This is a genomic window from Bradyrhizobium sp. ERR14 (assembly GCF_014198235.1).
Taxonomy (GTDB): Bacteria; Pseudomonadota; Alphaproteobacteria; order Rhizobiales; family Xanthobacteraceae; genus Bradyrhizobium.
Map to the genome: position 1 here is coordinate 551,222 of NZ_JACIHD010000004.1, position 24,398 is coordinate 575,619.

Annotated in this window: 23 protein-coding genes and 1 tRNA gene; 19 read left to right on the forward strand and 5 right to left on the reverse strand. The window is 64.9% G+C overall.

Annotated features, from left to right (window positions below; genetic code table 11):
- Nucleotides 1–120: 120 nt before the first annotated feature.
- Nucleotides 121–819 carry a helix-turn-helix transcriptional regulator gene (locus tag GGD62_RS15960; protein WP_177237286.1) on the reverse strand — a complete coding sequence of 233 codons (699 nt, stop codon included), beginning with the start codon at nucleotides 817–819 and terminating at the stop codon, nucleotides 121–123.
- Nucleotides 820–1,032: 213 nt separating this feature from the next.
- Here GGD62_RS15960 and GGD62_RS15965 point away from each other — a divergent pair, with 213 nt between their 5' ends.
- From GGD62_RS15965 to GGD62_RS15975, 3 genes are all read left to right on the forward strand, one after another.
- Nucleotides 1,033–1,341, forward strand: a complete 309-nt coding sequence (locus GGD62_RS15965; protein WP_018322300.1) for an NIPSNAP family protein — start codon at nucleotides 1,033–1,035, stop codon at nucleotides 1,339–1,341.
- A 24-nt stretch (nucleotides 1,342–1,365) separates the two neighbouring features.
- On the forward strand, nucleotides 1,366–1,716 hold the full coding sequence (locus GGD62_RS15970; protein WP_026202720.1) for an antibiotic biosynthesis monooxygenase: 351 nt from the start codon (nucleotides 1,366–1,368) through the stop codon (nucleotides 1,714–1,716).
- Between the two features lie 71 nt (nucleotides 1,717–1,787).
- A complete protein-coding gene (locus GGD62_RS15975; protein WP_183709000.1) occupies nucleotides 1,788–2,597 on the forward strand; it encodes an oxaloacetate decarboxylase in 810 nt (269 codons plus the stop codon).
- Between the two features lie 77 nt (nucleotides 2,598–2,674).
- On the opposite strand, the gene GGD62_RS15980 is transcribed toward GGD62_RS15975, so the two are convergent.
- Nucleotides 2,675–3,067 (reverse strand): hypothetical protein, encoded by a 393-nt coding sequence (locus tag GGD62_RS15980; protein WP_018322303.1) that lies wholly within the window; start codon nucleotides 3,065–3,067, stop codon nucleotides 2,675–2,677.
- Between the two features lie 163 nt (nucleotides 3,068–3,230).
- Here GGD62_RS15980 and GGD62_RS15985 point away from each other — a divergent pair, with 163 nt between their 5' ends.
- On the forward strand, nucleotides 3,231–3,875 hold the full coding sequence (locus GGD62_RS15985; protein WP_183709001.1) for a trimeric intracellular cation channel family protein: 645 nt from the start codon (nucleotides 3,231–3,233) through the stop codon (nucleotides 3,873–3,875).
- A 39-nt stretch (nucleotides 3,876–3,914) separates the two neighbouring features.
- On the opposite strand, the gene GGD62_RS15990 is transcribed toward GGD62_RS15985, so the two are convergent.
- Nucleotides 3,915–5,153: a cytochrome c gene (locus GGD62_RS15990; protein WP_183709002.1), complete on the reverse strand. Its 1,239-nt coding sequence runs from the start codon at nucleotides 5,151–5,153 to the stop codon at nucleotides 3,915–3,917.
- Between the two features lie 283 nt (nucleotides 5,154–5,436).
- On the opposite strand from GGD62_RS15990, the gene GGD62_RS15995 reads away from it, so the two are divergent.
- The 11 genes from GGD62_RS15995 (at nucleotide 5,437) to GGD62_RS16045 (ending at nucleotide 21,070) form a co-directional block, all read left to right on the forward strand.
- Nucleotides 5,437–8,928, forward strand: coding sequence for an indolepyruvate ferredoxin oxidoreductase family protein (locus GGD62_RS15995; protein WP_183709003.1), 3,492 nt, complete (start codon nucleotides 5,437–5,439; stop codon nucleotides 8,926–8,928).
- 233 nt (nucleotides 8,929–9,161) lie between these two features.
- Nucleotides 9,162–10,157: a hypothetical protein gene (locus tag GGD62_RS16000; RefSeq protein ID WP_246800119.1), complete on the forward strand. Its 996-nt coding sequence runs from the start codon at nucleotides 9,162–9,164 to the stop codon at nucleotides 10,155–10,157.
- A 42-nt stretch (nucleotides 10,158–10,199) separates the two neighbouring features.
- Nucleotides 10,200–10,706 carry a DUF4262 domain-containing protein gene (locus tag GGD62_RS16005; RefSeq protein ID WP_183709004.1) on the forward strand — a complete coding sequence of 169 codons (507 nt, stop codon included), beginning with the start codon at nucleotides 10,200–10,202 and terminating at the stop codon, nucleotides 10,704–10,706.
- Between the two features lie 962 nt (nucleotides 10,707–11,668).
- A complete protein-coding gene (locus GGD62_RS16010; RefSeq protein ID WP_018322309.1) occupies nucleotides 11,669–12,826 on the forward strand; it encodes a thiolase domain-containing protein in 1,158 nt (385 codons plus the stop codon).
- Nucleotides 12,826–13,215 (forward strand): Zn-ribbon domain-containing OB-fold protein, encoded by a 390-nt coding sequence (locus tag GGD62_RS16015; RefSeq protein WP_018322310.1) that lies wholly within the window; start codon nucleotides 12,826–12,828, stop codon nucleotides 13,213–13,215. The genes GGD62_RS16010 and GGD62_RS16015 overlap by 1 nt, the downstream gene beginning before the upstream one ends.
- Nucleotides 13,216–13,436: 221 nt before the next feature.
- Complete coding sequence (locus GGD62_RS16020) at nucleotides 13,437–14,297, forward strand: MaoC family dehydratase (protein ID WP_092260165.1); 861 nt, start codon at nucleotides 13,437–13,439, stop codon at nucleotides 14,295–14,297.
- Between the two features lie 190 nt (nucleotides 14,298–14,487).
- Entirely contained in the window at nucleotides 14,488–15,366 is an 879-nt protein-coding gene (locus GGD62_RS16025) for an SDR family oxidoreductase (RefSeq protein ID WP_018322312.1), read from the forward strand.
- Between the two features lie 129 nt (nucleotides 15,367–15,495).
- Complete coding sequence (locus GGD62_RS16030) at nucleotides 15,496–16,449, forward strand: dihydrodipicolinate synthase family protein (RefSeq protein ID WP_018322313.1); 954 nt, start codon at nucleotides 15,496–15,498, stop codon at nucleotides 16,447–16,449.
- A 4-nt stretch (nucleotides 16,450–16,453) separates the two neighbouring features.
- Nucleotides 16,454–17,269, forward strand: coding sequence for an NUDIX hydrolase (locus tag GGD62_RS16035; protein ID WP_183709005.1), 816 nt, complete (start codon nucleotides 16,454–16,456; stop codon nucleotides 17,267–17,269).
- Between the two features lie 80 nt (nucleotides 17,270–17,349).
- Nucleotides 17,350–18,264: a DMT family transporter gene (locus tag GGD62_RS16040; RefSeq protein ID WP_183709006.1), complete on the forward strand. Its 915-nt coding sequence runs from the start codon at nucleotides 17,350–17,352 to the stop codon at nucleotides 18,262–18,264.
- A 118-nt stretch (nucleotides 18,265–18,382) separates the two neighbouring features.
- Nucleotides 18,383–21,070: a PAS domain S-box protein gene (locus GGD62_RS16045; RefSeq protein WP_092260156.1), complete on the forward strand. Its 2,688-nt coding sequence runs from the start codon at nucleotides 18,383–18,385 to the stop codon at nucleotides 21,068–21,070.
- Nucleotides 21,071–21,131: 61 nt separating this feature from the next.
- Here the strand turns inward: GGD62_RS16045 and GGD62_RS16050 are convergent, their stop codons facing one another.
- A complete protein-coding gene (locus GGD62_RS16050) occupies nucleotides 21,132–21,485 on the reverse strand; it encodes a GrlR family regulatory protein (protein WP_026202721.1) in 354 nt (117 codons plus the stop codon).
- 259 nt (nucleotides 21,486–21,744) lie between these two features.
- Here GGD62_RS16050 and GGD62_RS16055 point away from each other — a divergent pair, with 259 nt between their 5' ends.
- Complete coding sequence (locus GGD62_RS16055) at nucleotides 21,745–22,242, forward strand: hypothetical protein (protein ID WP_183709007.1); 498 nt, start codon at nucleotides 21,745–21,747, stop codon at nucleotides 22,240–22,242.
- Between the two features lie 42 nt (nucleotides 22,243–22,284).
- On the opposite strand, the gene GGD62_RS16060 is transcribed toward GGD62_RS16055, so the two are convergent.
- On the reverse strand, nucleotides 22,285–22,668 hold the full coding sequence (locus GGD62_RS16060; protein ID WP_183709008.1) for a VOC family protein: 384 nt from the start codon (nucleotides 22,666–22,668) through the stop codon (nucleotides 22,285–22,287).
- Between the two features lie 183 nt (nucleotides 22,669–22,851).
- Here GGD62_RS16060 and GGD62_RS16065 point away from each other — a divergent pair, with 183 nt between their 5' ends.
- The 3 genes from GGD62_RS16065 to GGD62_RS16075 all read left to right on the forward strand — a co-directional run bounded on the left by GGD62_RS16065 (nucleotide 22,852) and on the right by GGD62_RS16075 (nucleotide 24,294).
- The gene (locus GGD62_RS16065; RefSeq protein ID WP_183709009.1) at nucleotides 22,852–23,424 is read left to right on the forward strand and encodes a hypothetical protein; all 573 of its coding nucleotides are present in this window, start codon (nucleotides 22,852–22,854) and stop codon (nucleotides 23,422–23,424) included.
- Between the two features lie 170 nt (nucleotides 23,425–23,594).
- Nucleotides 23,595–24,062, forward strand: coding sequence for a hypothetical protein (locus tag GGD62_RS16070; RefSeq protein ID WP_018322321.1), 468 nt, complete (start codon nucleotides 23,595–23,597; stop codon nucleotides 24,060–24,062).
- 155 nt (nucleotides 24,063–24,217) lie between these two features.
- A tRNA-Arg gene (locus GGD62_RS16075) sits at nucleotides 24,218–24,294 on the forward strand.
- Nucleotides 24,295–24,398 lie beyond the last annotated feature (104 nt).

The following is a 24,398-nucleotide window of genomic DNA, read 5'->3' on the forward strand; positions in this document are numbered from 1 at the left end:
TCCCGGCATGCGGCTTGGCGCGACAGACACTGGCGTCGGCGGCCGGCCCGGCAGCAATCCTAAATGACGCCGGGGCCGGGAGCATTTGAGGCGCGCACTTCCGCTGTGGCGGCGCGTGGGTCAGTCCTTCCCGTCGCCGAACAGCGCGGCAAACTGCTTCTCGCCGGTGCGGGTGAAGTTGACGACACGACTGCCGGGCGTGGCATCGCGCGCCGCCCATTTCAGCTCGGCGAAGCGCTGCATCATGGCGGCCCCCAGCGTGCCGGCGAGATGATGGCGCCGTTCGCTCCAGTCGAGGCAGGCTTTGCACACCGGGCGACGTGGATGGGTGAGCATGCCGGGCGAGATCTGCAGATGCCTGGCGAGAAAGCGTTCGCCCTCGGCCGTCAGCTCGATGTCCTGCTTCTTCTGCTTGACCAGATGCCGTTCGCGCAGGGAATCGAGCATCTGCACGCCGAGATCGCCGGCGAGGTGGTCGTAGCAGATCCGCGCGCGCCGCAAGGCGGGATCCTTCGGCCCGGTGCGCACGCGCATGTGGCCGGTGCGCGCGGCAAGGCCTGCAAGGCCCTCGAGCACGCTGGCGACGTCGTCGTCGGTGAGGCGATAGTAGCGGTGGCGGCCCTGCTTCTCCGGCTCGACCAGCCCGCCGGCCTCGAGCTTGGCCAGATGCGAGCTCGCAGTCTGCGGCGTGATGCCGGCCTCCTGCGCCAGCTCGCTCGCCGTGAGCGCGCGGCCGTTCATCAGCGCGGTGAGCATGTTGGCGCGCGCGGGATCGCCGACCAGCGAAGCGACCAGGGCGATGTCGGGTCCTGATTTCATGCTTCGATGGTAGCCGAAGCATTGTGGTCGGGCAAGGGCGTAGCGTGTTGCTGCAAACACGTCATTGCGAGGAGCCGAAGCCGTAGGGTGGGCAAAGCGTAAGCGTGCCCACGTTCTGTTGCTATTACGAAGAAATGGTGGGCATGGCGCTGACGCGCCTTTGCCCACCCTACGAGACCGCGCTCGCAGTGACGGAAGAAAACAGGAGCCATCATGTCCGTCACCGTCTTCATCCGCTACCAGATCGACCCGTTCAAGCGCGCGCAGTTCGAGGAATATTCGAAGCGCTGGCTCACCATCATCCCGAAATGCGGCGGTGACCTGATCGGCTATTTCATGCCGCATGAGGGCACCAACAACATCGCCTTCGGGCTGATCAGCTTCGAGAGTCTGGCCGCATACGAGGCCTATCGCGCGCGGCTGCGGCAGGATGCGGAGGGCATGGCGAATTTCCATTTCGCCGAGGAACACAAATTCATCCTCGCTGAAGAGCGCACGTTCCTGCGCAAGGTGGTATTGTAGGCCCGATAGCAGCAGGAGATGCCCATGATCGCCGTGATCTTCGAGGTCTGGCCGAAGCCGGAACACCGCCAGGATTATTTCGACCTCGCAGCCGATCTGAAGCCGATCCTGCAAACCATCGACGGCTTCATCTCGGTCGAGCGCTTCGAGAGCCTGACCGAGAAGGGCAAGATCCTGTCGGTGTCGTTCTGGCGCGACGAGGCGGCGGTGCAGGCCTGGCGCAACACGATGGAGCATCGCCGCACCCAGGCGAAGGGCAGGGCGCAGATCTTTGCCGATTATCATTTGCGCATCGCCAGCGTCGTCAGGGACTACGGCATGAATGATCGCGAGCAGGCGCCGAAGGACAGCCGGGCGGTGCACGACGCGCACTAGCGCTGCCGGGCGCGCACTGGCGCTGCCGTGTTAGCGCGCCTATGTCTGCGCGGCCAACAAGGGAGAGAAACATGCACGTCACGACCGCGGACAAGCGCGCGACCTTCAAGAAGATGCACGAAAGCGGCTGCTTCATCCTGCCCAATCCGGTCGATATCGGCAGCGCCAAGGCGTTGCAGCATCTCGGTTTCAAGGCGATTGCGTCGTCGAGCGCGGGCTTCGCCTGGACCATCGGCAAGGCCGACAACCACGTCAGCGTCGAGGAGGTCTGTCAGCACCTGGCAGCATTGAGCTCGGCCGTCGACATCCCCGTCAACGCCGATTTCGAGGGCGGCTTTGCGGTCGAGCCTGACAGGGTCGTGGACAATGTCGAGCGCTGCGTGCGCACCGGCGTCGCCGGCTTGTCGATCGAGGATTCCACCGGCGACAAGGACAGGCCGCTCTACGATCGCGCACTCGCGGTCGAGCGCATCAAGGCCTCGCGCAAGGCGATCGGCGACAGCGGCACGCTGCTGGTCGGCCGCTGCGAAGCGTATTTGTGGGGCGTGACCGACTTGAATCTGGTGATCGACCGGCTCACCGCTTACGCCGATGCCGGCGCCGACTGCCTCTATGCGCCGGGCCTGAAGACCTGCGAGGACATCTCTGCTGTGGTGAAGGCTGTCGCACCAAAGCCGTTCAACCTCTTGATCGGCGCATCCGGCCTGTCGTTGCAGCAGGCCGAAGATCTCGGCGTGCGCCGGATCAGCGTCGGCGGCTCGCTCGCCCGCGCCGCCTGGGGCGGCTTCATGCGTGCGGCAAAGGAGATGGCGGAGAAGGGTACGTTCACCGAGCTCGGCAGCGGTTATCCCGGCGGCGAGCTGAACAAGATGTTCAGCTAGAGGCGACGATCAGCCCAGGAAACGAAAAGCGGCGGGACTTTTTGAGTCCCGCCGCTTTCACGCGCTATTGCTAAGTGTTACTTCGCGCCGTCAGACGGCTTCTGCGTATCCGGGGCCGGCTTGCTCGGCGCCGCACCCGTGGTCACGCCCGGCTCGGCGTTGTTGCGCGGTGGCGTCACGTCGCGCATGCCGGGAGGCGCGGCCGGATTGGTGGGCTGCGTCTGTGCCGTCTGCGAGGCCGGTGCGTTGCTGGCCTGGTTGCTAGTGGTGGTATTGTTCAGGCCGTAGAACACGGCACCCAGCACCAGCGCAATCGCAACGGCGAACAACGCAACCTTGCCGCTGGAAGCGGGGCCTTCGCCAAGCTCGGGATCGGCCTGAAGGTCGGCATCCCGGCGCGCCGCGCGAAGATACTCATCGTCGGCGAGGTTCGGGCGGTACGGATCGTTGGGAAAACGGTCGTCAGCCATCGATTCAATCTCCTCGTTGATTGCGCCGTGACAACCCGGGGATGCGAGATTCTGTTCCGCCCGTTTTATGCTTTCGTCGGATGTTGCCCTCCCGGCGGGAATCGGGAACCTGTCTGGCTGGGAACTGGACGCGGTTCCATGGCGCGACGAAGGGAACAAGCCGATGTGGAGCCTGCCGCCGACGGATAGCGTGCTGCATCTTCTGGGACTCGTCGCCATCACGGCAGAGGGCATGACGGCGGCACTCGCCGCCGGCCGGCGCAGCATGGACTATGTCGGCGTTTGTCTTCTCGCCTGCGTGACCGCGCTCGGCGGCGGCACGCTGCGCGACCTGTTTCTCGGTCACTACCCGCTGGTGTGGGTGGCGAGCCCAATCTACCTCGCGCTGCCGGGTGGCGCGGCGCTGCTCACGATCCTGATCGCGCGGCTGGTGCATCGGCTGCACCTCGCGTTCATCGTGCTCGATGCCATCGGCCTCGTCGTCTTCACCATGATCGGCTGCAACGTCGGCTGGCAGATGGATGCCTCGCTGCCGATCGTGATCGTGTCGGGCATGGTGACGGGCTGCGCCGGCGGCGTGCTGCGCGACGTGCTCTGCAACGACGTGCCGCTGCTGTTCCGATCCGAACTCTACGCCAGCGTCTCGGTCGTGACGGGACTGTTCTACGCCACCGCCTTCGGCCTCAACCTCAATGCCGAGCTCTGGACCATCCTGACCTTCGTGCTCGGTCTCAGCTTCCGCCTGCTCGCGGTGCGCTACAAATGGGAGATGCCGAAATTCGTGTTCACCGGGGATGACGAGAGGTGAGCGCCGCGCGCGCGAATGGCGAATAGCGGATAGATCTGGCTATTCGCTACTCCCCATTCTCCCCTGCTTCCTGGCCTTCGCCACCTGCGCCGGCGTCACCAGGGGGGCCGCATTGCCCCAGGCGTTGCGGATGTAGTTCGTCACCGCAGCGATCTCCTCATTGGACAGCCTGTCATAGGGCGGCATCTCGCCGGTGTTGGGCGCGCGCGGGGTGGTCACGGTGTGGGCGCCGTCGAGGATGATGCGCAAGGTGGAGGACGGATTGATCGATTGCAGCAGCGCATTGCCGGGCAACGGCGGATAGATCCGCGGCGCGCCCGTGCCGTCGGCTTCATGGCATGCGATGCAGAGCTTGGCGTAGACCGCCTGGCCCGCCTTCATCTCGGCATCATCAGGCGGCGTCACGATGGTCTCGCGCCGCGACGGCGGCAGGCTCTTCAGGTACACCGCGATCGCGCGCACATCGGCATCGCTCATCTTCGCCGTTGAGTTGACGACCACCTCCGCCATCAGCCCGCCGGCATGGCTCCTGGCATTGCGCCCGCTCTGCAGATATTCGGCGATGTCCGCCTCGCTCCACGACTTCAGGCCTGTGCGGGAGGCGCCGTCGAGCCTTGGCGCGTACCAGCCGCCGACCTCGTTGCCCGAGAGCGCCTGCGCCTGTTTGTCCGCGCCAAAATAGTTCGTCGGCGTGTGGCAGGCGCCGCAATGACCGAGCCCGGTGACGAGATAGCCACCTCTGTTCCAGGCCGCGCTCTGGCCCTGGTCCGGCTCGAACAGGCCGGGCTTGAAATACATCGCGTTCCAGACCCGCATCAGGCCGCGATAGCCGAACGGCCAGCGCAGCTCCGGCGGCTTGTTGCGGCTGACGACGGGCGCAAGCGTGCCGAGATAGGCGCGGATCGCCAGCGTGTCGTCCTTCGTCATCTTCGTGAAGTAGGGATAAGGGAACGCCGGATAGTAGTTCGAGCCGTCGGGCGCGACGCCGGTGCGCAACGCGCGGGTGAAATCGGCATCTTTCCAGGCGCCGATCCCGGTGTCGCGGTCCGGGGTCAGGTTCGGCGCATAGATCGCGCCGAACGGCGTGTCGATGCGCTTGCCGCCCGCGAACGGTTTTGCGGGATCGGCGGTGTGGCAGCCCGCGCAGTCGCCGGCCTCGACCAGCGTCTTGCCGTAGGCGATCAGCTCCGGCGACGGCTCGGCGGCGCGGGCTGCGCTTGCAACCGCACTGCACAACGCCAAGCCGACAACAGCCGCGCCAGCCAGAATCGTCCGCATCGAAAGTCTCTCCTGCGACCAATCGCCCGCATCTGGCACGACAGGGGCATCAGTTCATTTCGCCACAGTGGGGGTATGGTGACACAAATTGAAAATGCCCAACGTGTTTCAGGCCACGAAATTGCGATTTTTACCCAGGGCTCCATTTGGTCCAGATTTGTGATGCGGATCGTGAAATATCCGACATAGAGTGGCGAGATTGGTCGGCGCGCCCTAGCTAAAAACAACGGGAAGGCAACGGCTTAAGTCGGAAAGACCTGAACAGCGCGATAAAGAGGACAGCATGGGAATCAACCAGGGTCCGATCAGTCTCGATCAAAAATACACCCAGGAAACCGGACACGTCTTCACCACGGGCATCCAGGCCCTGGTCCGCCTGCCCATGGCCCAGATCCGGCGTGACCGCGCCAGCGGCCTCAACACCGCGGGCTTCATCTCCGGCTATCGCGGCTCGCCGCTCGGCGGCTACGACCAGCAGCTCTTTGCCGCCCGCAAGCATCTCGAACAGTACAACATCAAGTTCCAGCCCGGCGTGAACGAGGATCTGGCGGCCACCGCCGTCTGGGGCTCGCAGCAGCTTAACCTCTCGCCCGCCGCGAAATATGACGGGGTGGTCGGCATCTGGTACGGCAAGGGCCCCGGCGTCGATCGCTGCGGCGACGTGTTCCGCCACGGCAATGCCGCAGGCTCGGCCAAGAACGGCGGCGTGCTCTGTCTCGCCGGTGACGACCACGGCGCAAAATCCTCGACGGTCCCGCATCAGTCCGACCATGCCTTCATGTCGGCCTTGATGCCGTATCTCTATCCCTCGAGCATCCACGAGATGATCGAGATGGGCCTGCTCGGCATCGCGATGTCGCGCTATTCCGGCTGCTGGGTCGGCATGAAGGTGATCACGGAGACGGTGGAGACCACCGCCGAGATCGACCTCACCGACGAGATGAAGCCGTTCATCATCCCCACCGATTTCGAGATGCCGCAAGGCGGGCTCAACCTGCGCTGGCCCGACGATCGCTTCGAGCAGGATCGGCGCCTGCAGGACTACAAGGGCTTTGCCGCGATCGCCTTTGCGCGCGCCAACAAGGTCAACCGCGTCACCATGGATTCGCCGAACGCCCGCTTCGGCATCATGGCGTCAGGCAAAAGCTATGAGGACGTCCGTCAGGCGCTGCGCGAGCTCGGCGTCACCGAAGAGGTCGCTGCCAAGATCGGCCTTCGCCTCTACAAGATCGGCATGCCCTGGCCGCTGGAGCCGGAAGGCGTGCATGAATTCGCCGTCGGCCTGGAGGAGATCTTCATCGTCGAGGAGCGCCGCGAGATCGTCGAGAACCAGGTCAAGCAGGTGTTGTTCAACTGGCGCGACGACGTGCGCCCGCGCATCGTCGGCAAGATGGACGAGCACGACAAGCGCTTCTTGACCTTCGCCGCCGAGCTCAGCGTCGCCTCGCTTGCGACCTCGCTTACCGAGCGACTTCTCAAGCTCGATCTCAATCCTGAGATTGCTTCGATGCTCCGCGCCAAGGCCGACTGGTTCAACGGCCGTCAGGCCACCCAGATGCAGGCGGTCGCACCTGTCTCCCGCACTCCGTATTTCTGCTCCGGCTGTCCCCACAACACCTCGACGAAGGTCCCCGAAGGCAGCCGCGCGCTCGCCGGCATCGGCTGCCACTTCATGGCGCTGTGGATGGACCGCTCGACCGAGACCTTTACGCATATGGGTGGCGAGGGCGTGCCGTGGGTCGGCATCGCACCCTTCACCAACGAGAACCACATCTTCGCCAATCTCGGCGACGGCACCTATTTCCACTCGGGCCTTCTCGCCATCCGCCAGGCGGTGGCGTCCAAGACCAACATCACCTACAAGATCCTCTACAACGACGCGGTGGCCATGACCGGCGGCCAGCGCCATGACGGCGATCTCTCGCCGCAGCAGATCACCCATCAGCTCCACGCCGAAGGCATCCGCGAGATCTATCTTGTCTCGGAGGCGCCCGATGCCTATCCGGCCGGCACCATCGCGCCGGGCGTGAAGCTCTATCATCGCGACGAGCTGCAGAACGTCATGAAGATGTGCCGGGAACACAAGGGCACATCGGCGATCGTGTTCGTGCAGACCTGCGCCGCCGAAAAACGCCGCCGCCGCAAGCGCGGCCTGATGGAAGATCCGGCGCGCCGCGTCATGATCAACCCCGCGGTCTGCGAAGGCTGCGGCGATTGCTCGGTGCAGTCGAATTGTATCTCGGTTGAGCCGCTGGAGACCGAGTTCGGTCGCAAGCGCGCCATCAACCAGTCGTCCTGCAACAAGGATTATTCCTGCCTCAAGGGCTTTTGCCCGTCCTTCGTCACCGTGGACGGCGGCAAGCCGCGCCACCGTGCGCCGGCCGAGCTTGCCGATATCGGCGCGCTGCCCGAGCCGGCCTCACGCCCGACGCTCGACAAGCCCTATAACATCGCGGTCGGCGGCGTCGGCGGCACCGGCGTGCTCACTATCGGCGCGCTGCTCGGCATGGCCGCCCATATCGAGGGCAAGGCCTCGATGATCCTCGACATGTCCGGCCTTGCACAGAAGGGCGGGGCGGTGCTCAGCCATGTCCGCCTGTCGGATCACCCCGCGGAAGTGACCTGCTCGCGCATCGTCACCGGCACGGCCGATCTCGTGCTCGCCGCCGATGAGGTGGTCGCGGTCGCCAAGGACACGATCTCGCTCTGCGACTCCACCCGGACCCGCGGCATCATCAACAGCCACGTCATTCCTACCGCCGATTTCGTCCTTAACCGCGACTTCAACTTCCAGACCCGCAAGCTGAACGGGCTCTTGGAGACCGCGCTGCACAAGGACTCCGTGTTCTTCGATTTCACCAAGCCGGCCGAGCAGCTGCTCGGCGACAGCATCGCCACCAACATGATGATGATGGGCTACGCCTATCAGAAGGGCTTGTTCCCGCTGTCGGCGGAGTCGATCGAACAGGCGATCGAGGTCAATGGCGTCTCGATCAAGATGAACAAGGAGGCCTTCCGCCTCGGCCGGCTCGCGGTCGCCGATCCCGCACGTCTTGCCAACATGCTGAAGGGTACGGACCAGGTGGCTGCGCCCAAGACGCTGGACGCCATGAGCCTCGACGAGGTCATCGAGCACCGCGCCAAGCACCTCGCTGCCTATCAGAACAGCCGTCTCGCCAAGCGCTACCGCAAGCTGATCGACCAGGTGCGCGATGCCGCAGTGAAGGGTGGCTATGGCGATGCGCTGCCGCGCGCGGTTGCGGTGAACTACGCCAAGCTCTTGGCCTACAAGGACGAATACGAAGTCGCGCGCCTCTACACCGACGGCGCCTTCGCCCAGCAGCTCCGCGATCAATTCGAGGGCGACTTCAAATTCAGCTTCAACCTGGCGCCGCCGATCCTCGGCGGTGGCCTCGACGCGCTGGGACGCCCGAAGAAGCGCGCCTTCGGCCCCTGGATGCTGAACGTCTTCGGCGTGCTGGCGAAACTCAAATTCCTGCGCGGCACGCCGCTCGACATCTTCGGCCGCAGCGCCGACCGCAAGCTCGAACGCGACCTGATCGCCGGCTACGAGAAGGACGTCGCCACCGTGCTCGGCCTGTTGTCGCCGGTGACGATCGACACCGCGGTGGAACTGCTGTCGCTGCCCGACCGCATCCGCGGCTACGGCCCGGTGAAGGAGAAAGCGGTCGCGGACGCCAAGGCCCGCTACGCCCAACTCGCTGGGGACCTCGCCAACCCGCCGCCCGCGCCAAGGCAGATCGCGGCGGAGTAGGGCGATCTCGTAGGGCGGATTAGCGAAGCGTAATCCGCCACATCTATTGCCGTGGGGATCAATACGGCGGATTACGCCTTCGGCTAATCCGCCCTACGCCAACGGACGGCAATTCATCCGTTTGACAAGAGTTGTGGCGCCGCGATATCAGCAACTTGCGATAGTGAGGCGCGCCGGGCGATGCGGCCCTGCGCTATGCGGGGCGATGATCGATGTCATTGCGCACTGTGTTGATGCTGTTTCTGGCCGTCGGTGTTTTGGCGGCGTTGGGGATGTTCTGGAATCAGCATGCCATCGAACGCGTCATGCGCGATGGCTATGGCACCACCGGAAAGATCATTTCGGCCAAAGTCGTCTCGCCGCGGTTTCCGTTCGTGTTTGACGGCGGCTGGCCGCGCTATGTCGACGAAAATCTGTCGATCGGATTGCAGTGGACCGGCAGGGATGGCGTCCAGCGCGAGCGCACGGGCATTGCGGTCAGTGCTGCCTATGCGGCGCGGATCATGGTTGGCAACCAGCTCAAGCTCCTGACGATTCCCATTCAGGCTGTTGACGACGATGCATCGCTTCCGGTCATTGTCGAGGATCTCGACGACCATCTGAACCATATCCGGTCCACGTCCAGGTTCATGGCGGCGGGAGCAGGCGTTTGTGCCGTGCTCCTGATGCTCGTGATCGGATGGCAGACATGGTCGGCGCGTCGAGGCGGGCCGGGGAGTGCGACGATCGCCGCCGGAGCAAGGCGTCCCTTTCCTTACATCCTCGGGACCCTGACTGCTGTGATGCTTCCATTCGGCGGCTACATGCTGGTGAACTCCTACATTGAGCAAAGCACGTTGAATGAGATCCTCGCCCATGGCGATGACGCCACCGCCGATGTGACCCGCGCCTACGGTGAGGTGAACAAGGCCGGTGAGGCCCCGAGCTATCTCGTGACGCTGGCGTGGACCGACAAGAGCGGACGACAGCAGGCCTACGGACCGACCCATATCAGCCCGGCGTTCTGGCGGCAGATCACGCGCAACGGCGTCCAGACCGTCAGACAGATCAGGATCCGCTATCTCACGGGCAGACCTGATGCGCGGCCCCTGATCGTCGACGACGCGGCCGAGCGCCAACACCAGGACAGTTTTGGCGTGAAGGGAGGCGCCGTTTTTCTCGTCCTCGGCCTGATGTTCGCCGGGCTGACCGCGTTCCGTTATCGCGCGCGCCCGAGCACCGCCTCGTAGCGAAGAGTCTGTCTTTCACCCCTCGTATCGGATGAGCGAGCAATGTTCACAGCCCTTGATGCGCCTCCCGATCGCCTCGATAAGCACGAGCAGAATTTCGTCGAGAAAGTTCGCAATCACGGCTGGTTCGGCACGCATGTCTTCCCCGATGGCGAAGGACCGGGCTTCGCCTACACGACCGGATTCTGGCTGAAGTTCAGGTTTCCGGAGATGATCGTGTTTTCAATGGGGCAGCAGACCGCCCGGGATACGTTCTGGACGATCTACCACGAACTCGACGCAGGACGGCGACCGCTGGTCGGCGAGCCCACGGATGCGCTGTTTGAGAATGTCGCCGCCGTGCTCCTTCCGGTGTCGTTGCAGCACTACCGCTCGCATCTCGGATGGAGCAGATGGTTCTACGGCAATGATGAGTTCGAATGCCTGCAAGTCGCGTACCCCGATCGCGACGGGCATTTTCCCTGGGCTGCGGAGGCATCCGCTGAGGCCCGTGCCGCACAGCCCGACCTGACGGAAGGCAACTGGCTGGGACGGCGCAAGGTCCCGTAGGGTGGGCAAAGGCGCGAAGCGCCGTGCCCACGACCTCGCTATGATTGCGCAAAAGACGTGGGCACGCTTCCGCCTTCGCTCTCCGAGCTACGGCGGACAAGTCGCTTTGCCCACCCTACGGCACCATCCCTTGTGTTGCCCGTCGGGCAAAACACCCACGCCGTGGGTCAATCCGCCTGCGCAAAAACATTCCGCTTTACCGAAATTCGGAAACGTCGTATTTCCTTGGCCACCTCATCCCTCTCAGAGGGGCGTATCGCGATCGTCACGAAACGCGGGGTGAGTGGCGGTGGACGCGGGCTGCGTCGCGCGGGCGATTGGCTCGTGCACGACGGGCGCGGTCTCGCGTACGGCAAAATCGTGTGGTCCTGACGCCCGCAGGCTGGCGTCAAGTCTTGCGAGTAATTGCAAGGCGACGGGGGCAATAGTGCATCGCTCCCCGGGGAGAGCACGACATAAGCCGTAAAGCCACTGCGCAGGGAAGGCCGGATGTTTGGCCGCACCTGTATGCCGCTGTGCATCTGTTCTTCGCGCAATCGCGCACAGCGGACCGTGGGTGCCCAGCCGGCACCCGGTCTTCCCTGCGCCCTCTGTTCAAGGAGGGAGCGAGACGGAAGCAAAGCTCGGGCGAGATGGGCCGCGAGGATGCGGGGGTGTGTCTGCGACGTGAGAGCGAGCCGGTCATCTAGACCGTCACCCTGAGGCGCTCGCCTCTTCGGCGAGCCTCGAAGGGCGACGGCCCGGCTGTCGCTCAGTGGGCGTCGAGATAGCTTGGCCGTGCATCCTTCGAGGCTCCTGATGGGGCGCGCTGCGCCCCATCACTCGCACCTCAAGATGACGGGATTGGGAGTTGCGCCGACCCGCTGCCCTCTCGCGGGGCGGAATATTTCCGCGCTTGCCAATCTGCCCAGTGCGGTTCAGAAAAACGGGGCAATCAAGAAACGCCAGCGGAGACCTGAAGTTTGACCATCAAGGGCAAGGCCTACATTGCCGGGATCTACGAACACCCGACCCGGCATGCGCCGGACAAATCCACCGCCCAGCTCCACGCCGAGGTCGCCAAGGGCGCGATCGAGGATGCCGGGATCAGCAAGGACGATGTCGACGGCTATTTCTGCGCGGGCGATGCGCCCGGCGGCGCCTGGCCGATGGTCGACTATCTCGGCCTGAACACCAAGAAGCTCCGCCACGTTGACTCCACCGAGACCGGCGGCTGTTCCTACATCATCCATCTCGGCCATGCCGCCGAGGCGATCGCGGCGGGCAAGTGCTCGATTGCGCTGATCACGCTCGCCGGCAAGCCCCGCACCGGTGTGATGCCGCCGCGTGCGGCCGGTGCCGAGGTCGATTTTGAATCCGCTTACGGGGCGACCACGCACAATGCCTATGGCATGTGTGCCATGCGCCATATGCACGACTACGGCACCACCTCGGAGCAGCTCGCCTGGATCAAGGTCGCGGCCTCGCATCACGCGCAATACAATCCGCATGCGATGCTCAAGGACGTCGTCACCGTCGAGGACGTCCTGAACTCGCCGATGATCTCCGATCCGCTGCATCGCATGGATTGCTGCGTCGTCTCCGACGGCGGTGGCGCGCTGATCGTGACGACGCCGGAGATCGCCAGGAGCCTGAAGAAGCCATTGGTCAAGCTGATCGGCCATGGCGAGGCGATGAAGGGCCCGCGCGGCGGCAAGGATCTCGATCTCACTTACTCCGCCGGCATCTGGTCCGGCCCGCGTGCGTTCGAGGAAGCCGGCATCACGCCGAAGGACATCAAATACGCCTCGATCTATGACAGCTTCACCATCACTGTGCTGATGCAGCTCGAGGATCTCGGCTTCTGCAAGAAAGGCGAGGGCGGCAAGTTCGTCGCCGACGGCAATCTGATCTCGGGCGTCGGCAAGCTGCCGTTCAACACCGACGGCGGCGGCCTCTGCAGCAACCATCCGGTCAACCGCGGCGGCATGACCAAGATCATCGAGGCCGTGCGGCAGCTGCGCGGCGAGGCGCATCCGAAGGTGCAGGTCAAGAATTGCGATCTCGCCATCGCTCACGGCACCGGCGGCCTTTTGGGAGTTCGCCACGCCGCCTCGACGGCCATTCTGGAGCGCGTGTGATGAGCGAGACGAAGAAATATCCGGCACCGGTCACGAACCCCGAGACCGCCGCGTTCTGGGATGCGGCGAAGCAGGGCAAGTTCATGATCAAGCGCTGCACGGCGTGCGGCGAAGCGCACTATTTCCCGCGCTCGATCTGCCCGTTCTGCTACTCCGACAAGACGGTGTGGGAGGAAGCCTCGGGCGAGGGGACGATCTACACCTGGAGCCTGATGCGGAAGTCGCCGACCGGCCCCTACGCCATCGGCTACGTCACGCTGAAGGAGGGGCCGTCGGTGCAGACCAATTTCGTCGACTGCGATCTTGAGAAGCTCAAGATCGGCCAGAAGGTGAAAGTGGTGTTTAAGCCGACGGATGGTGCGCCACTGCCGTTCTTCACGCCTGCCTGACACGAAGCAAGATGTAACCCTCTCCCCTTGTGGGAAAGGGTGGCAGCCGAAGGCTGCCGGGTGAGGGGTCTCCCTCCGCACGAGAAGTGTCAATGCGGAGCCAACCCCTCACCCACGTGACTTTGTTGCAAGAGCGGTGCTGCCCTCTCCCACAAGGGGAGAGGGCACATTCACGGGCATCGCCGCCTGCGGATAAGAAACTCGGGAGGAAGACAAACAACATGTCCGCCAGATACGAAGAGCTCAAAGGCCTGAAAAACCTCGGCCAGAAATACGCCTACACCGATCGCGAGGTGATGCTCTACGCTTACGGCATCGGGCTCGGCGCCGATCCGATGGACGAGAATGAGCTCGCCTTCGTCAACGAGGGCACGCTGACGCCGCGGCCGCTCAAGGTGGTGCCGACATTCGCGTCCGTCGCGGCGTGGGGCGCGGGTCCCGGCGAGATGAACCTCAACCGCGTCATGGTGGTCGATGGCGAGCGCGACATCACCTTCCACCAGCCGCTGCCGGTCGCCGCGCACATCACGGCCGACTCTTCCGTCGTTGAAGTCTACGACAAGGGCAAGGACAAGGGCGTCGTCATCGCGCACCAGACCGTGCTCAAGAACGAGAAGGGCGAGAAGCTCGCGACCCTCGTCGCGTCGCGCTTCGCCCGCGGCGACGGCGGCTTTGGCGGGCCGAGCCTGACCCAGCCCGATCCGCACAAGATCCCGTCACGCGCACCCGACAAGACCATCGACATCACCACGCGCCCCGACCAGGCGCTGGTCTATCGCCTCTGCGGCGACCGCAACCCGCTGCATAGCGATCCCGAGTTCGCCAAGAAGGCCGGCTTTCCGCGTCCGATCCTGCACGGCATGTGCACCTACGGCATCACCTGCCGCGGCGTGCTGCAGACCTACGCCGACTACGACGCGAGCGCCTTCCGCCAGCACGTCGCGCGGTTCTCTTCGCCGGTCTATCCCGGCGAGACCGTGACCATGGACCTCTGGAAGGACGGCAACGTGATCTCGTTCGAAGCCAAGGTGAAGTCGCGCGGTGTCACCGTGATCAAGAACGGCAAGACGGTGCTGGGTTAGGCGGGCACTGGTGCTTCACTCCCTCGCCCCGCTTGCGGGGAGAGGGTGGGGTGAGGGGGAGTCTCCCCGGGGACGGTGACAGTTGAGCTCGCGGGGGCTCCCCCTCACCCTGAAATCAAGCTGCGCTCGATTTCAGGCCTCTCCCCGCACGCGGGGAGAGGCGAAGAAAACAAAACAGGGAGAAGCCACCATGGGACTACTCGACGGCAAGGTCGCGCTGATCACCGGCGCGGGCGGCGGGCTCGGTGAGGCCTACGCGAAGCTGTTTGCGCGGGAAGGGGCCTCGGTCGTCGTCAATGACCTCGGCGGTCCCCGTGACGGCTCCGGCGCCGACAAGTCGATGGCGCAACTCGTGGTGGACGCGATCAAGGCCGAAGGCGGCAAGGCGATCGCCAACGGCGCCGACATCTCCACCATGGAGGGCGGCCAGTCGGTGTTCGACGACGCCATCAAGCATTTCGGTCGCGCCGACATCCTGGTCAACAATGCCGGAATCCTGCGCGACCAGACCTTTCACAAGGCTTCCGAAGCCGACTGGGACAAGGTCATCAAGGTGCATCTGAAGGGCACCTTTTGTTGCACCATGCCGGTGTTTCGCTGGATGCGGGAAAATGGCGGCGGCGTCATCGTCAACACCTCCTCGACCTCGGGCCTGATCGGCAATTTCGGCCAGACCAATTACGGCGCGGCCAAGGGCGGCATCTGGGGCCTGTCCAACGTGCTGGCGATCGAGGGCCGCAAGTACAACATCCGGATCTGGACGCTGGCCCCGGGCGCCCTGACCCGCATGACCGCAGACCTGCCCCGCTATAAGGAGAACCCCTCCGCGGCGCTGGGGCCGGACGGCATCGCGCCGGCCGTGCTATACATGGTCAGCGACTTGTCGGGCGACCAGACCGGCAAGGTGCTGGGTGTGTCCGGGCCCCGCGGCGTGCGCGAGATGCGGATGATGGAAATGGAAGGCTGGAAACCGCCGCACACGGGCTGGAAGGCCCAGGACATCGCCGATCATGCCAAGGAGATCTTCTTCTCCGAGGAGCAGATCAAGATGGGCGCGCGGAGGTTTTAGGCTGTTGTTGTCGTTCCGGGGCGATGCAAAGCATCGAACCCGGAACCTCGAGATTCTCAGGTGCGCAATTGCGCACCAGAGTTCGGCTCTGCGAGCCGCCCCGGAATGACGAACAGAGACGAGGACTAAATGAAACTGACCGCCGACGCCAAGGGCACTTTCGCAATCGCCCCGACGCCGTTCCACGACGACGGCCGGATCGACGAGCGCTCGATCGACCGCCTGACCGATTTTTACGAGGAGGTCGGCTGCGACGGCGTCACGGTGCTGGGCATCCTCGGCGAGGCGCCGAAGCTGGACGCGGCTGAGGCCGAGCAGGTGGCGGTGCGCTTCGTCAAGCGCGCCAAGAAGATGCAGGTGATCGTCGGCGTCTCCGCGCCGGGCTTTGCCACCATGCGCTCGCTGGCGAAGGCCTCGATGGACGCGGGTGCGGCCGGCGTCATGATCGCCCCGCCGCCGTCGCTTCGCACCGACGACCAGATCGTCGGCTATTTCAAGCAGGCGGCGGAAGCGATCGGGCCGGATGTGCCCTGGGTGCTCCAGGACTATCCGCTGACGCTCTCGGTGGTGTTCACCCCCGCCGTGATCCGCAAAATCGTCATGGACAATCCGAACTGCGTGATGCTCAAGCACGAGGATTGGCCGGGCCTGGAGAAGATCACGACGCTGCGCGGCTTCCAGAAGGACGGCTCGCTCCGTCCGCTCTCGATTCTCTGCGGCAATGGCGGCACGTTCCTGGACTTCGAGATGGAGCGCGGCGCCGACGGCGCCATGACCGGCTACGCCTTCCCGGAGCTTCTGATCGACGTCGTCAACCTCTCCAAGGCCGGCAAGCGCGATGCCGCGCATGATCTGTTCGACGCGCATCTGCCGCTGATCCGCTACGAGCAGCAGCCCGGCGTCGGCCTGACCATCCGCAAATACGTGCTGCAGAAGCGCGGCATCATCGCCTCCAGCGCCCAGCGCAAGCCCGGCGCGACCATCACGGCGACGGCGAAGGCCGAGGTCGAGTACCTGCTGTCGCGCGTCGCCCGTGTCGACAAGCGCGCCAATCTCGGCCCGCAATCCAGCGCCGCAGGTTAGTTGGATGACCGAGACATCAGCATCACGCCCGGCGTCGACGATCCTCCTGCTCCGTGATGGCGCCAAGGCCGATGGCAAGGGCCGTGGCGAAATCGAAGTCTTCATGATGGTCCGCCATCATCAGATCGAGTTCAACTCGGGCGCGCTGGTGTTTCCCGGCGGCAGCGTCGATGCCGGCGACAACGAGATCGTTGCGCGCTCCGACCTGTATTCGGGCGGTGAAGGCCTCAGCGAGGCAGATCGCGGTTTTCGCATCGCGGCGATCCGCGAGACCTTTGAGGAGAGCGGCATCCTGCTGGCGCGGTCGAAGGGGACGGGCGCGCCTGTCGATGCCAGGCGTGCCGGCGAGATCGCCGACAAGCACCGCGTCGCGCTCAACGAGCACAAGGTCAGCTTCCTGAGCATCCTGGTCGACAACGACCTTCAGCTCGCGCTCGACACGCTGGTGCCTTACGCGCACTGGATCACGCCGGAGGGCATGCCCAAGCGCTTCGATACCTGGTTCTTCCTTGCGGCGGCGCCCCCGGATCAGCTCGGCGCCCATGACGGAAGGGAGTCGACCGATTCGATCTGGGTCTCGCCGCGCGAGGCGGTGGAGGGCGGCGAGAGCGGCCGCTTCAAGCTGCCGTTCCCGACCACGCGCAATCTGATTCGCCTTGCGAAACAGGGCAGCGTGAAAGACGCGCTCGACCATGCCCGCGGCATGTCGATCATCACGGTGATGCCTGTCATGACCAAGACCGAAACCGGCCGCCAGCTGCGCATTCCCCGCGAGGCCGGCTATGACGGCGAGGTGTTCGAGGTCGGGGCGGTGGGCTAATACACTTCGACACGTAACGAACTATCTGCGACCGCAGACGCGCTAGGTTCCGTCCCTGACAACGGGACGGACCGCGCGAAATGGACAGCCGGCAGGACACCAACATCGCCGTCGAGCTGGCACTCCTGGTCGCGCTCGCAACGCTGTGGGGCGGCTCCTACACCTTCATCAAGCTCGGCGTCGCCACCATTCCCCCGATTACCTTGATCGCGGCGCGGACCACGATCGCAGGCCTCCTGTTGCTCGCCGTGATGTGGGCGCGCGGCATCAGGATGCCCACGGACGCAGCGACCTGGCAGCGCTTCGCCTTCCAGGCCGTGCTCAACAGCGTCATCCCCTGGACGCTGATCGCCTGGGGCGAGCGCCATGTCGATGCCGCGCTTGCCACCATCCTCAACTCGGCCGGCCCGATCTTCACCTTCCTGCTCACGGCGGTCGTCACCCGCCACGAGGCGACGAGCCCGCGAAAGCTGTTCGGCGTCATCGCCGGCATGGCCGGCATCCTGCTGATCGTCGGCGTCGATGCCTTCCACGACATCGGCAGCGGTCTCCTCGCGGAGGCGGCCATCGTCGCCGCCACCATCTGCTACGCCTGCGCCGCGATCTTCGGCCGCAGCTTCAAGGGCCTCGATCCGATGGCGCCCGCAGCCGGCTCGCTGCTGGCCGGGGCGGCGGTCCTGATCCCGGCCTCGCTCGTGGTCGAGCAGCCCTGGACGCTGTCGCCGTCGTCGAGCTCGGTTGTGGCGCTCCTCGCGCTCGCATTGTTCTCGACGGCGGCGGCGTTTGCGATCTATTTCCGCCTGATCCAGACCCTGGGCTCGGTCGGCACCACCGCGCAGGCCTATCTGCGGGTGCCGATCGGGGTCGCCATCAGCGTCGCCTTGCTCGGCGAGAGCCTGAGCCGGGCCGCCTGGATCGGGCTTGCCTGCGTCGTCCTCGGCGTCGCCGCCATGACGATCCCGGCCCGGCGGCAGGCAAGCGTCAAACCGTCATAGATCGGGCAAGGGGGCTCCGAGGCCAATATTAAGGATAAACGGCGGCCCGAGGCATGTTTCCCCGGGGCCGCAATACGTCGTATATTGGGCCTCCAATATCCCGGTCCCTCAAAGCCCAATGTCCGCCGAATTGACGCCGACCCCTGAGAAAAAGCGAACATTCTCGCTCTCCATCGGCCAGCTCACTTTCGGCAGCTTCCTGTTGGTGCTGGCGGTGATCATCGTCACGTCGACCGCGAGCGTGATCGCGATCCGGCACATCGATACGACCTTCGCCGAGCTGCAGCGGCTCCAGAGCGTCGGCGACCTCGCCGAGGACATCGATCGCCGCATGAACGAGCTGCGGCTCGCCGCGCGCGACTTCGTCACCGATCCCGGCGCCGGCATCCAGTTCAAGCAGGTCGGCGAGGCGGCCTCGACGCTCAGCGACATCCTGAAGAAGACCCGCATCGAGCTCGCGCCCGAGCAGCAGGACATGATCGACGGGGTGACCGAGCGGCTCGCGACCTATCGGACCGGCCTCGAGCGGATCTCGACCCTGATCGACCGCCGCGCCCAGCTGCTCGCCGGCCTGCCGCCGCTGCGCGAACAGTTCGATGTGGCCGTCTCCGGCACCGCCGACCGTGAGCTGGCCTCGCGCCTGTCGGAGGCGCAGAGCCGGATCGCGCTCGGGCTTCTCGCGCGCAACCCGTCAGCGGCGGAGCAGGCCGCGCAGAACATGCGGGGATTGAATATTGCCGATGCCAAGCTGAAATCGGCGGTGAACGATTACGCCGAGGCTATCATGGCCGTGGCCGTCCGCGAGCGGCAGATCGCCGACATCGACCGCGAGGTGCTGGGAACCGAGGGCCGGCTGATCGGTCGTGTCACCGAATTGCTGCGCGAGGTCAGTGATCGGCGCGGCCACGTGCTGTCGCGCGACTTTGCCCGGACGCTGACGGAAGCGCGATGGCAGAGCATCGTGCTCGGCACCATCGGCGTGCTGATCGGCATCGGCGCTGCCTTGTTCGTGGTGCGCAGGACGGTGCGTCCGCTCGCCCAGATCGCCCGCTCGATCCGCGCGCTTGCGGCGGGCCGGAAGGACACCTCGATCCCGTCCGCCGACCTCGACAACGAGATCGGCGACATCGCCCGCGCAGCCGAAGTGTTCCGCCGCGCGCTGGAGGAGGCCGACACGGCGCGGGAGGCGGCGGTGCGCGCGCTCACCGAGCAGCGCCTCGCCGAAGAGAGCTACCGGAAACTGTTCGAGGGATCGGTCGACGGCATCTACGTCACGACGCCCTCCGGCGATCTGCTCAACGCCAATCCGGCACTGGCGCGGATGATGGGCTATGACAGCCCGCAGCACCTCATCGACAGCATCAACGACATCGCCCACACCATCTACGTCCATCCCGAGGCACGCGTCGAATACCAGCGGCTGATGGCGCGCGACGGCATGGTGCGCGAGTTCGAGTACCAGGTGCGCCAGCGCAGCGGCAACATCCTGTGGCTCTCCGACAGCGCCACCGGTGTGCGCGATGAAGCGGGCAACATCGTCCGCTACGAGGGCACGCTGCGCGACATCACCGACCAGAAGCGGGCGGAAGACGCCATCGCCGAAGGCCGGCGCCTGCTCCAGCAGGTCATCGACACCGTGCCCGCGGTGATCAACGTCAAGGATCGCGACCTGCGCTATGTGCTGATGAACCGCTACATGGCCGGCATCTTCGGCATCGAACCCGGCGACGCGCTCGGCCGCACCACGGCCGACCTGATGTCGCGCTATGGCGCGGCCAAGTCCGACGAGAGCGACAAGCGGGTGCTCAAGCTTCGAAAAGGCCTCGGCTTCTACGAGGAGGAATACAAGGACGCCTCCGGCAACATGCGGCAATGGCTGGTCAACAAGCTGCCGCTGCTCGACGCCGAGGGCGAGATCGAGCGGATCGTCACCGTCGCGCTCGACATCGGCGAGCGCAAGCGCGGCGAGCAGGAGATGCGCAAAGCCAAGGAGTCCGCCGAGACCGCGCTGCGCAACCTGCGCGAGACCCAGGCATCGCTGATCGAGGCCGAGAAGCTCGCCGCGCTCGGCCGCCTCGTCGCCGGCGTCGCCCACGAGGTCAACAATCCCGTCGGCATCAGCCTCACGGTCGCCTCCGCGCTGGAGCGCAAGACCGCGATGTTCACCGCCGAGGTCGAGCGGGGCGAGCTGCGCCGCTCCACGCTCAACGACTTCCTCAGCACCAGCCGCGACGCATCTTCGCAGCTCGTCTCCAATCTCAACCGCGCAGCCGAGTTGATCCAGTCGTTCAAGCAGGTCGCCGCCGACCGCAACTATTCGGACCAGCGCAGCTTCGATCTCGGCGACCTCACCGAGCAGGTGGTGATGAGTCTGAGGCCGGGCCTGCGCAAGCACAATCTGACGCTCAACGTCGAGTGCCAGCCGGATCTGACCATGAACAGCTATCCGGGCCCGTACGGCCAGGTGCTGACCAATCTGTTTCTCAATTCGGTGGCGCACGCCTTCCCGGACGGCCGGCCGGGGACGATCGACATCCAGGTGCGCGAGTCCGGCAAGGACAATGTCGAGATCATCTTCTCCGACAATGGCTGCGGCATGTCGCTCGACGTCCGTCGCCGCGCCTTCGATCCGTTCTTCACGACGCGGCGCGACCAGGGCGGCACCGGTCTTGGACTGCACATCGTCTACAGCATCGTCACCAACCGGCTCGGCGGCCGGCTCGATCTCGATTCCGAACCGGGCAGCGGCACCCGCATCCAGATCATCCTGCCGCGCACGGCGCCGCTGGAGCAGGCTGCCGAGTAGCTTCTATTGTTTGAGCATGATCTTTTCGGAAAACCGCAGCACACTTTTCCGGATCATGCTCCTAATCAGCTTCAGCAAGCTTGTGCAGCGTTGCGCCGAAAATCAGGCTGGCCTTGCCGACCAGCGCCGTGCCCGTCATTTCCGCGCGCGTGTCCGTGTAGGTCCCGCTGACGCCGATACCCACGGGAGCAGGACCGCCGAACAGCGGATTGTCGTCGCCGCGCGGCGAGGTGTGTCGTTGCACCAGCACCTCACCTTTGAAGGTGGTGTCGTCCTTCACCACGTAGCTGCCGGTGTAATAGAGGTAGGCGTCGCCGCCAAGGATCTTGCCGTCGCGAAAAAGGATCACGCCGCTGCCCTTGCCGGCTCGACCATCGAGCAGGGTCACGTGAATCGAGTAGAGACCGTTTTTCATAACGTCCCGCAGGCCGGCCGCCATCGCCCAATGGCGTAACCGGTCCCGCTTTTATGCCAAAGCGCATCCTCTCGCGCAACGCGGCAGTTTGCCGGCCGACCACGGGAAGTTGCCGCCGCGAGCCGTAATTGTCCCGGCTTGTGCGTGACGCCGTCCTGACGGTCTGATGGTGAGGCGAGGCCGGCCGCCTGCGAATCAGGGTTGGCCCGCGAAATGCATAACAATTGTTGCACTGGCCGCGGGGTGCTGGAGCAAGACGATGAGCAACTGGATCGATTCCGGCGACGATGAGCCGCGTCTCTACAGTGCGCGTCCCACCAATTGCAAAAGCGAACGACGGCGTTCCAGCAGCGCAACACGCTGGCGAAGCGTGACGCGGCTGGCAGGCGCCCTGGTCCTGGTTGCACTCGCAGCCCCCTTCGGGCACGCGCGCGACCGCGGCCAGTTCGTCAACACCAATGCCGATCTGAAGGCCTGGTTCGATGGCCTGCGCAGCGGCAAGGGGCCATGCTGCTCCGATGCCGACGGTTCGGCGCTCTCGGACACCGACTGGGACAGCAAGGACGGGCACTATCGTGTCCGTCTCCCGCGCGATGGCTCCAGGCTCGAAGGGCAGCCGCAGGAACTCGTCTGGGTCGACGTTCCCGAGGAAGCCGTGATTTCCGAGCCCAACCGGGTGGGGCGCACCATGGTATGGCCGATCTACGGCTACATGGGCGTCAGCATTCGCTGCTTCATGCCCGGCAGCATGACGTAGCCGCGCCGGCGGCGTGTCGCCTATGGTGAGGCGCGCGCCGGATCAGGTGTATTTCTTGTCGCGCTCGAGCAGCTCGATGGAGATGCCTTCGGGGCCGCGGATGAAGCAGATGCGCACGCCGGGCCGGATCGTGGTCGGCTCGCGCGTGAAGGTGACGCCCTTGGCCTTGATCTCGGCCGCAACGGCGTCGATGTCCTTCACCGTCAGGCCAAAATGGTCGAGGCCCTGATGCGGGTGCGGAGGCGGCGGGTTGACGGCGTTGTCGCCCTCAAGCGGCGCGATGAAGATCCTGGCGCCGCCCAGATTCACGTCGATCCGTCCCGGCGCGTGCACGATCTCGCCACCGAGAATGTCCCGCAGCCAAGCCGCCGTGGCCTCCGGATCGGGGCTGCGCAGATGGACGTGATCCCAAGTGACGACTGCCATTTCAATTCTCCCAACGGGGCCTTCGCGATGTTGCAGCGCATGTTAGCGGCGGCGGGCGGTGATCGCCACCGTCCTTGCCGATTCGCAACCGCGCGGGAACCTTAGTTCCTGTTCCGGATTAAGGTAAGCAGTGGCCGGGTCCGTCGTTGCATGGGTGCTTCGGCCGCGATCGGTGATGCAACCATGAACGCCAGGCTCGACCGGATCGGATTGGGGCGCTTCGCCGGGACCGGCGAACGAGTGGCGCGGGCCGTGACAATTGCGAGCGTCTCATTTGGCCGCAGCCTTCTGTGGCTGATCGCGACCATCATTGTCGGCTGCGGCGTCTGGATGCTGCTGCCTCTGTCCAAGGGAAACAGTGCTGAGCCGGTGAAGGCGGAGCTGGCGGCCGTCGAGGCGGCTCCTTCGGCCGATGCGGCCGCAGCGTTGTCGCCGGTCTCGGAAGCCCAGGCACCGGCGATGGCAGACCTCGGTCGTCTCAGGATTTCATCGCAGACCTGGCGCCGCGGCGGCCTTGGCTCGAGAGCCCTGGTGACGTTCACGCTGCGAAACGACAATGACTATGCCGTAAAGGATGTCGAGATCGTCTGCGCGTTTGCGCGGCGCGACGGCAGTCATCTCACCAACCGCAGCCGCGTGCTGGCGGATCCGGTCAGCATGAAGAGCCGCAAGACCTTTGCGCATATCCCCGTGGGCTTCATCAACGTGAATGCCGATCAGGCGAAATGCTCGCTGGTTGCAGCACGCCGTGCTTAACGGCGGAATGTTCCGGTAGCGGAAAAGTTACCCTCATTGGTCCGTGTTGGTCCTTGGCGAAAAAACCTCGCGTCGCCATTTGAACCGAAGGGCTGGGCCAGGAACCAAATAAGAGATCGCCTGTTGAGGCGGAGAGCCCACGCGGGGATGCGGGGGGCGGAGCGCGGCCAATGCCCATCTTTCGATATTTCACCTTTGTCGGTGGAGCTTTGCTTGCACTGTTGTTCGCGGTGAATTTCGCTTTCCCGGCGGCGCCCGTGGCGCAAGCCGTTGCGACCGTAAGCAACGATCAGCCCCTGATTCGAATCCGGTCCGATCGGCACCTGCCTGAGCGCGTCGTGCTCGACACCAGCCAGCCGACGATTGCCGCGCCGGCTGTGAAGACCGCCGCGGTTGTGGCTCCCCAGCCGCCCGTGCAGGAGGCCCAGTCGGCGGCCTTGGCCGAGCAGTCAGCCAAGGCGCGGGTGCGCGAGACCTTCGCCCAGTTCACGCCGCCGCTGAAGACTGATACCGCCGCCAAGGCTCCGGTTCAGCCCAAGCGCAAGGTCGCCAGGACGCATCCGGCGCCGCAGCAGGGACGGCCGATGATGCTGGTCGCTCAGCAGCCGCATTTCGGGCTCTTCAACACCACTTGGTGAGAGCGCCTTCGATCCGTCTCGAAACGAGGCGGGGAGGGCTTTTTATTGGTCGGCCTCTCTGCTAATTCGAACCCATCCGAACCGCCGTCCAGTGTGCTGGCTCGTCAGCTGCCGGTCCGGCAAGTCTCGGTTTGTGGCCCGGTGTCCGGGCCAGGGCGCTCGTAGCTCAGCTGGATAGAGCATCGGATTTCGATTCCGAGGGTCGGAGGTTCGAATCCTTCCGAGCGCGCCAATCATCTCATGTCCGGCCCGAAGAGATGGGTAACGGATCGTACCTAAGAGATGGGTGACAACCTCGTGCCGAACGGGTTGTCGAGGGGTTGCAGGGTCTTCTGC

Excerpts from the sequence above, each read along its gene's own strand:
- GGD62_RS15960 (WP_177237286.1), bottom strand. The coding sequence starts at position 819 with ATGAAATCAGGACCCGACATCGCCCTGGTCGCTTCGCTGGTCGGCGAT.
- GGD62_RS15965 (WP_018322300.1), top strand. The coding sequence starts at position 1,033 with ATGTCCGTCACCGTCTTCATCCGCTACCAGATCGACCCGTTCAAGCGC.
- GGD62_RS15970 (WP_026202720.1), top strand. The coding sequence starts at position 1,366 with ATGATCGCCGTGATCTTCGAGGTCTGGCCGAAGCCGGAACACCGCCAG.
- GGD62_RS15975 (WP_183709000.1), top strand. The coding sequence starts at position 1,788 with ATGCACGTCACGACCGCGGACAAGCGCGCGACCTTCAAGAAGATGCAC.
- GGD62_RS15980 (WP_018322303.1), bottom strand. The coding sequence starts at position 3,067 with ATGGCTGACGACCGTTTTCCCAACGATCCGTACCGCCCGAACCTCGCC.
- GGD62_RS15985 (WP_183709001.1), top strand. The coding sequence starts at position 3,231 with ATGTGGAGCCTGCCGCCGACGGATAGCGTGCTGCATCTTCTGGGACTC.
- GGD62_RS15990 (WP_183709002.1), bottom strand. The coding sequence starts at position 5,153 with ATGCGGACGATTCTGGCTGGCGCGGCTGTTGTCGGCTTGGCGTTGTGC.
- GGD62_RS15995 (WP_183709003.1), top strand. The coding sequence starts at position 5,437 with ATGGGAATCAACCAGGGTCCGATCAGTCTCGATCAAAAATACACCCAG.
- GGD62_RS16000 (WP_246800119.1), top strand. The coding sequence starts at position 9,162 with ATGCTGTTTCTGGCCGTCGGTGTTTTGGCGGCGTTGGGGATGTTCTGG.
- GGD62_RS16005 (WP_183709004.1), top strand. The coding sequence starts at position 10,200 with ATGTTCACAGCCCTTGATGCGCCTCCCGATCGCCTCGATAAGCACGAG.
- GGD62_RS16015 (WP_018322310.1), top strand. The coding sequence starts at position 12,826 with ATGAGCGAGACGAAGAAATATCCGGCACCGGTCACGAACCCCGAGACC.
- GGD62_RS16020 (WP_092260165.1), top strand. The coding sequence starts at position 13,437 with ATGTCCGCCAGATACGAAGAGCTCAAAGGCCTGAAAAACCTCGGCCAG.
- GGD62_RS16025 (WP_018322312.1), top strand. The coding sequence starts at position 14,488 with ATGGGACTACTCGACGGCAAGGTCGCGCTGATCACCGGCGCGGGCGGC.
- GGD62_RS16030 (WP_018322313.1), top strand. The coding sequence starts at position 15,496 with ATGAAACTGACCGCCGACGCCAAGGGCACTTTCGCAATCGCCCCGACG.
- GGD62_RS16035 (WP_183709005.1), top strand. The coding sequence starts at position 16,454 with ATGACCGAGACATCAGCATCACGCCCGGCGTCGACGATCCTCCTGCTC.
- GGD62_RS16040 (WP_183709006.1), top strand. The coding sequence starts at position 17,350 with ATGGACAGCCGGCAGGACACCAACATCGCCGTCGAGCTGGCACTCCTG.
- GGD62_RS16045 (WP_092260156.1), top strand. The coding sequence starts at position 18,383 with ATGTCCGCCGAATTGACGCCGACCCCTGAGAAAAAGCGAACATTCTCG.
- GGD62_RS16050 (WP_026202721.1), bottom strand. The coding sequence starts at position 21,485 with ATGAAAAACGGTCTCTACTCGATTCACGTGACCCTGCTCGATGGTCGA.
- GGD62_RS16055 (WP_183709007.1), top strand. The coding sequence starts at position 21,745 with ATGAGCAACTGGATCGATTCCGGCGACGATGAGCCGCGTCTCTACAGT.
- GGD62_RS16060 (WP_183709008.1), bottom strand. The coding sequence starts at position 22,668 with ATGGCAGTCGTCACTTGGGATCACGTCCATCTGCGCAGCCCCGATCCG.
- GGD62_RS16065 (WP_183709009.1), top strand. The coding sequence starts at position 22,852 with ATGAACGCCAGGCTCGACCGGATCGGATTGGGGCGCTTCGCCGGGACC.
- GGD62_RS16070 (WP_018322321.1), top strand. The coding sequence starts at position 23,595 with ATGCCCATCTTTCGATATTTCACCTTTGTCGGTGGAGCTTTGCTTGCA.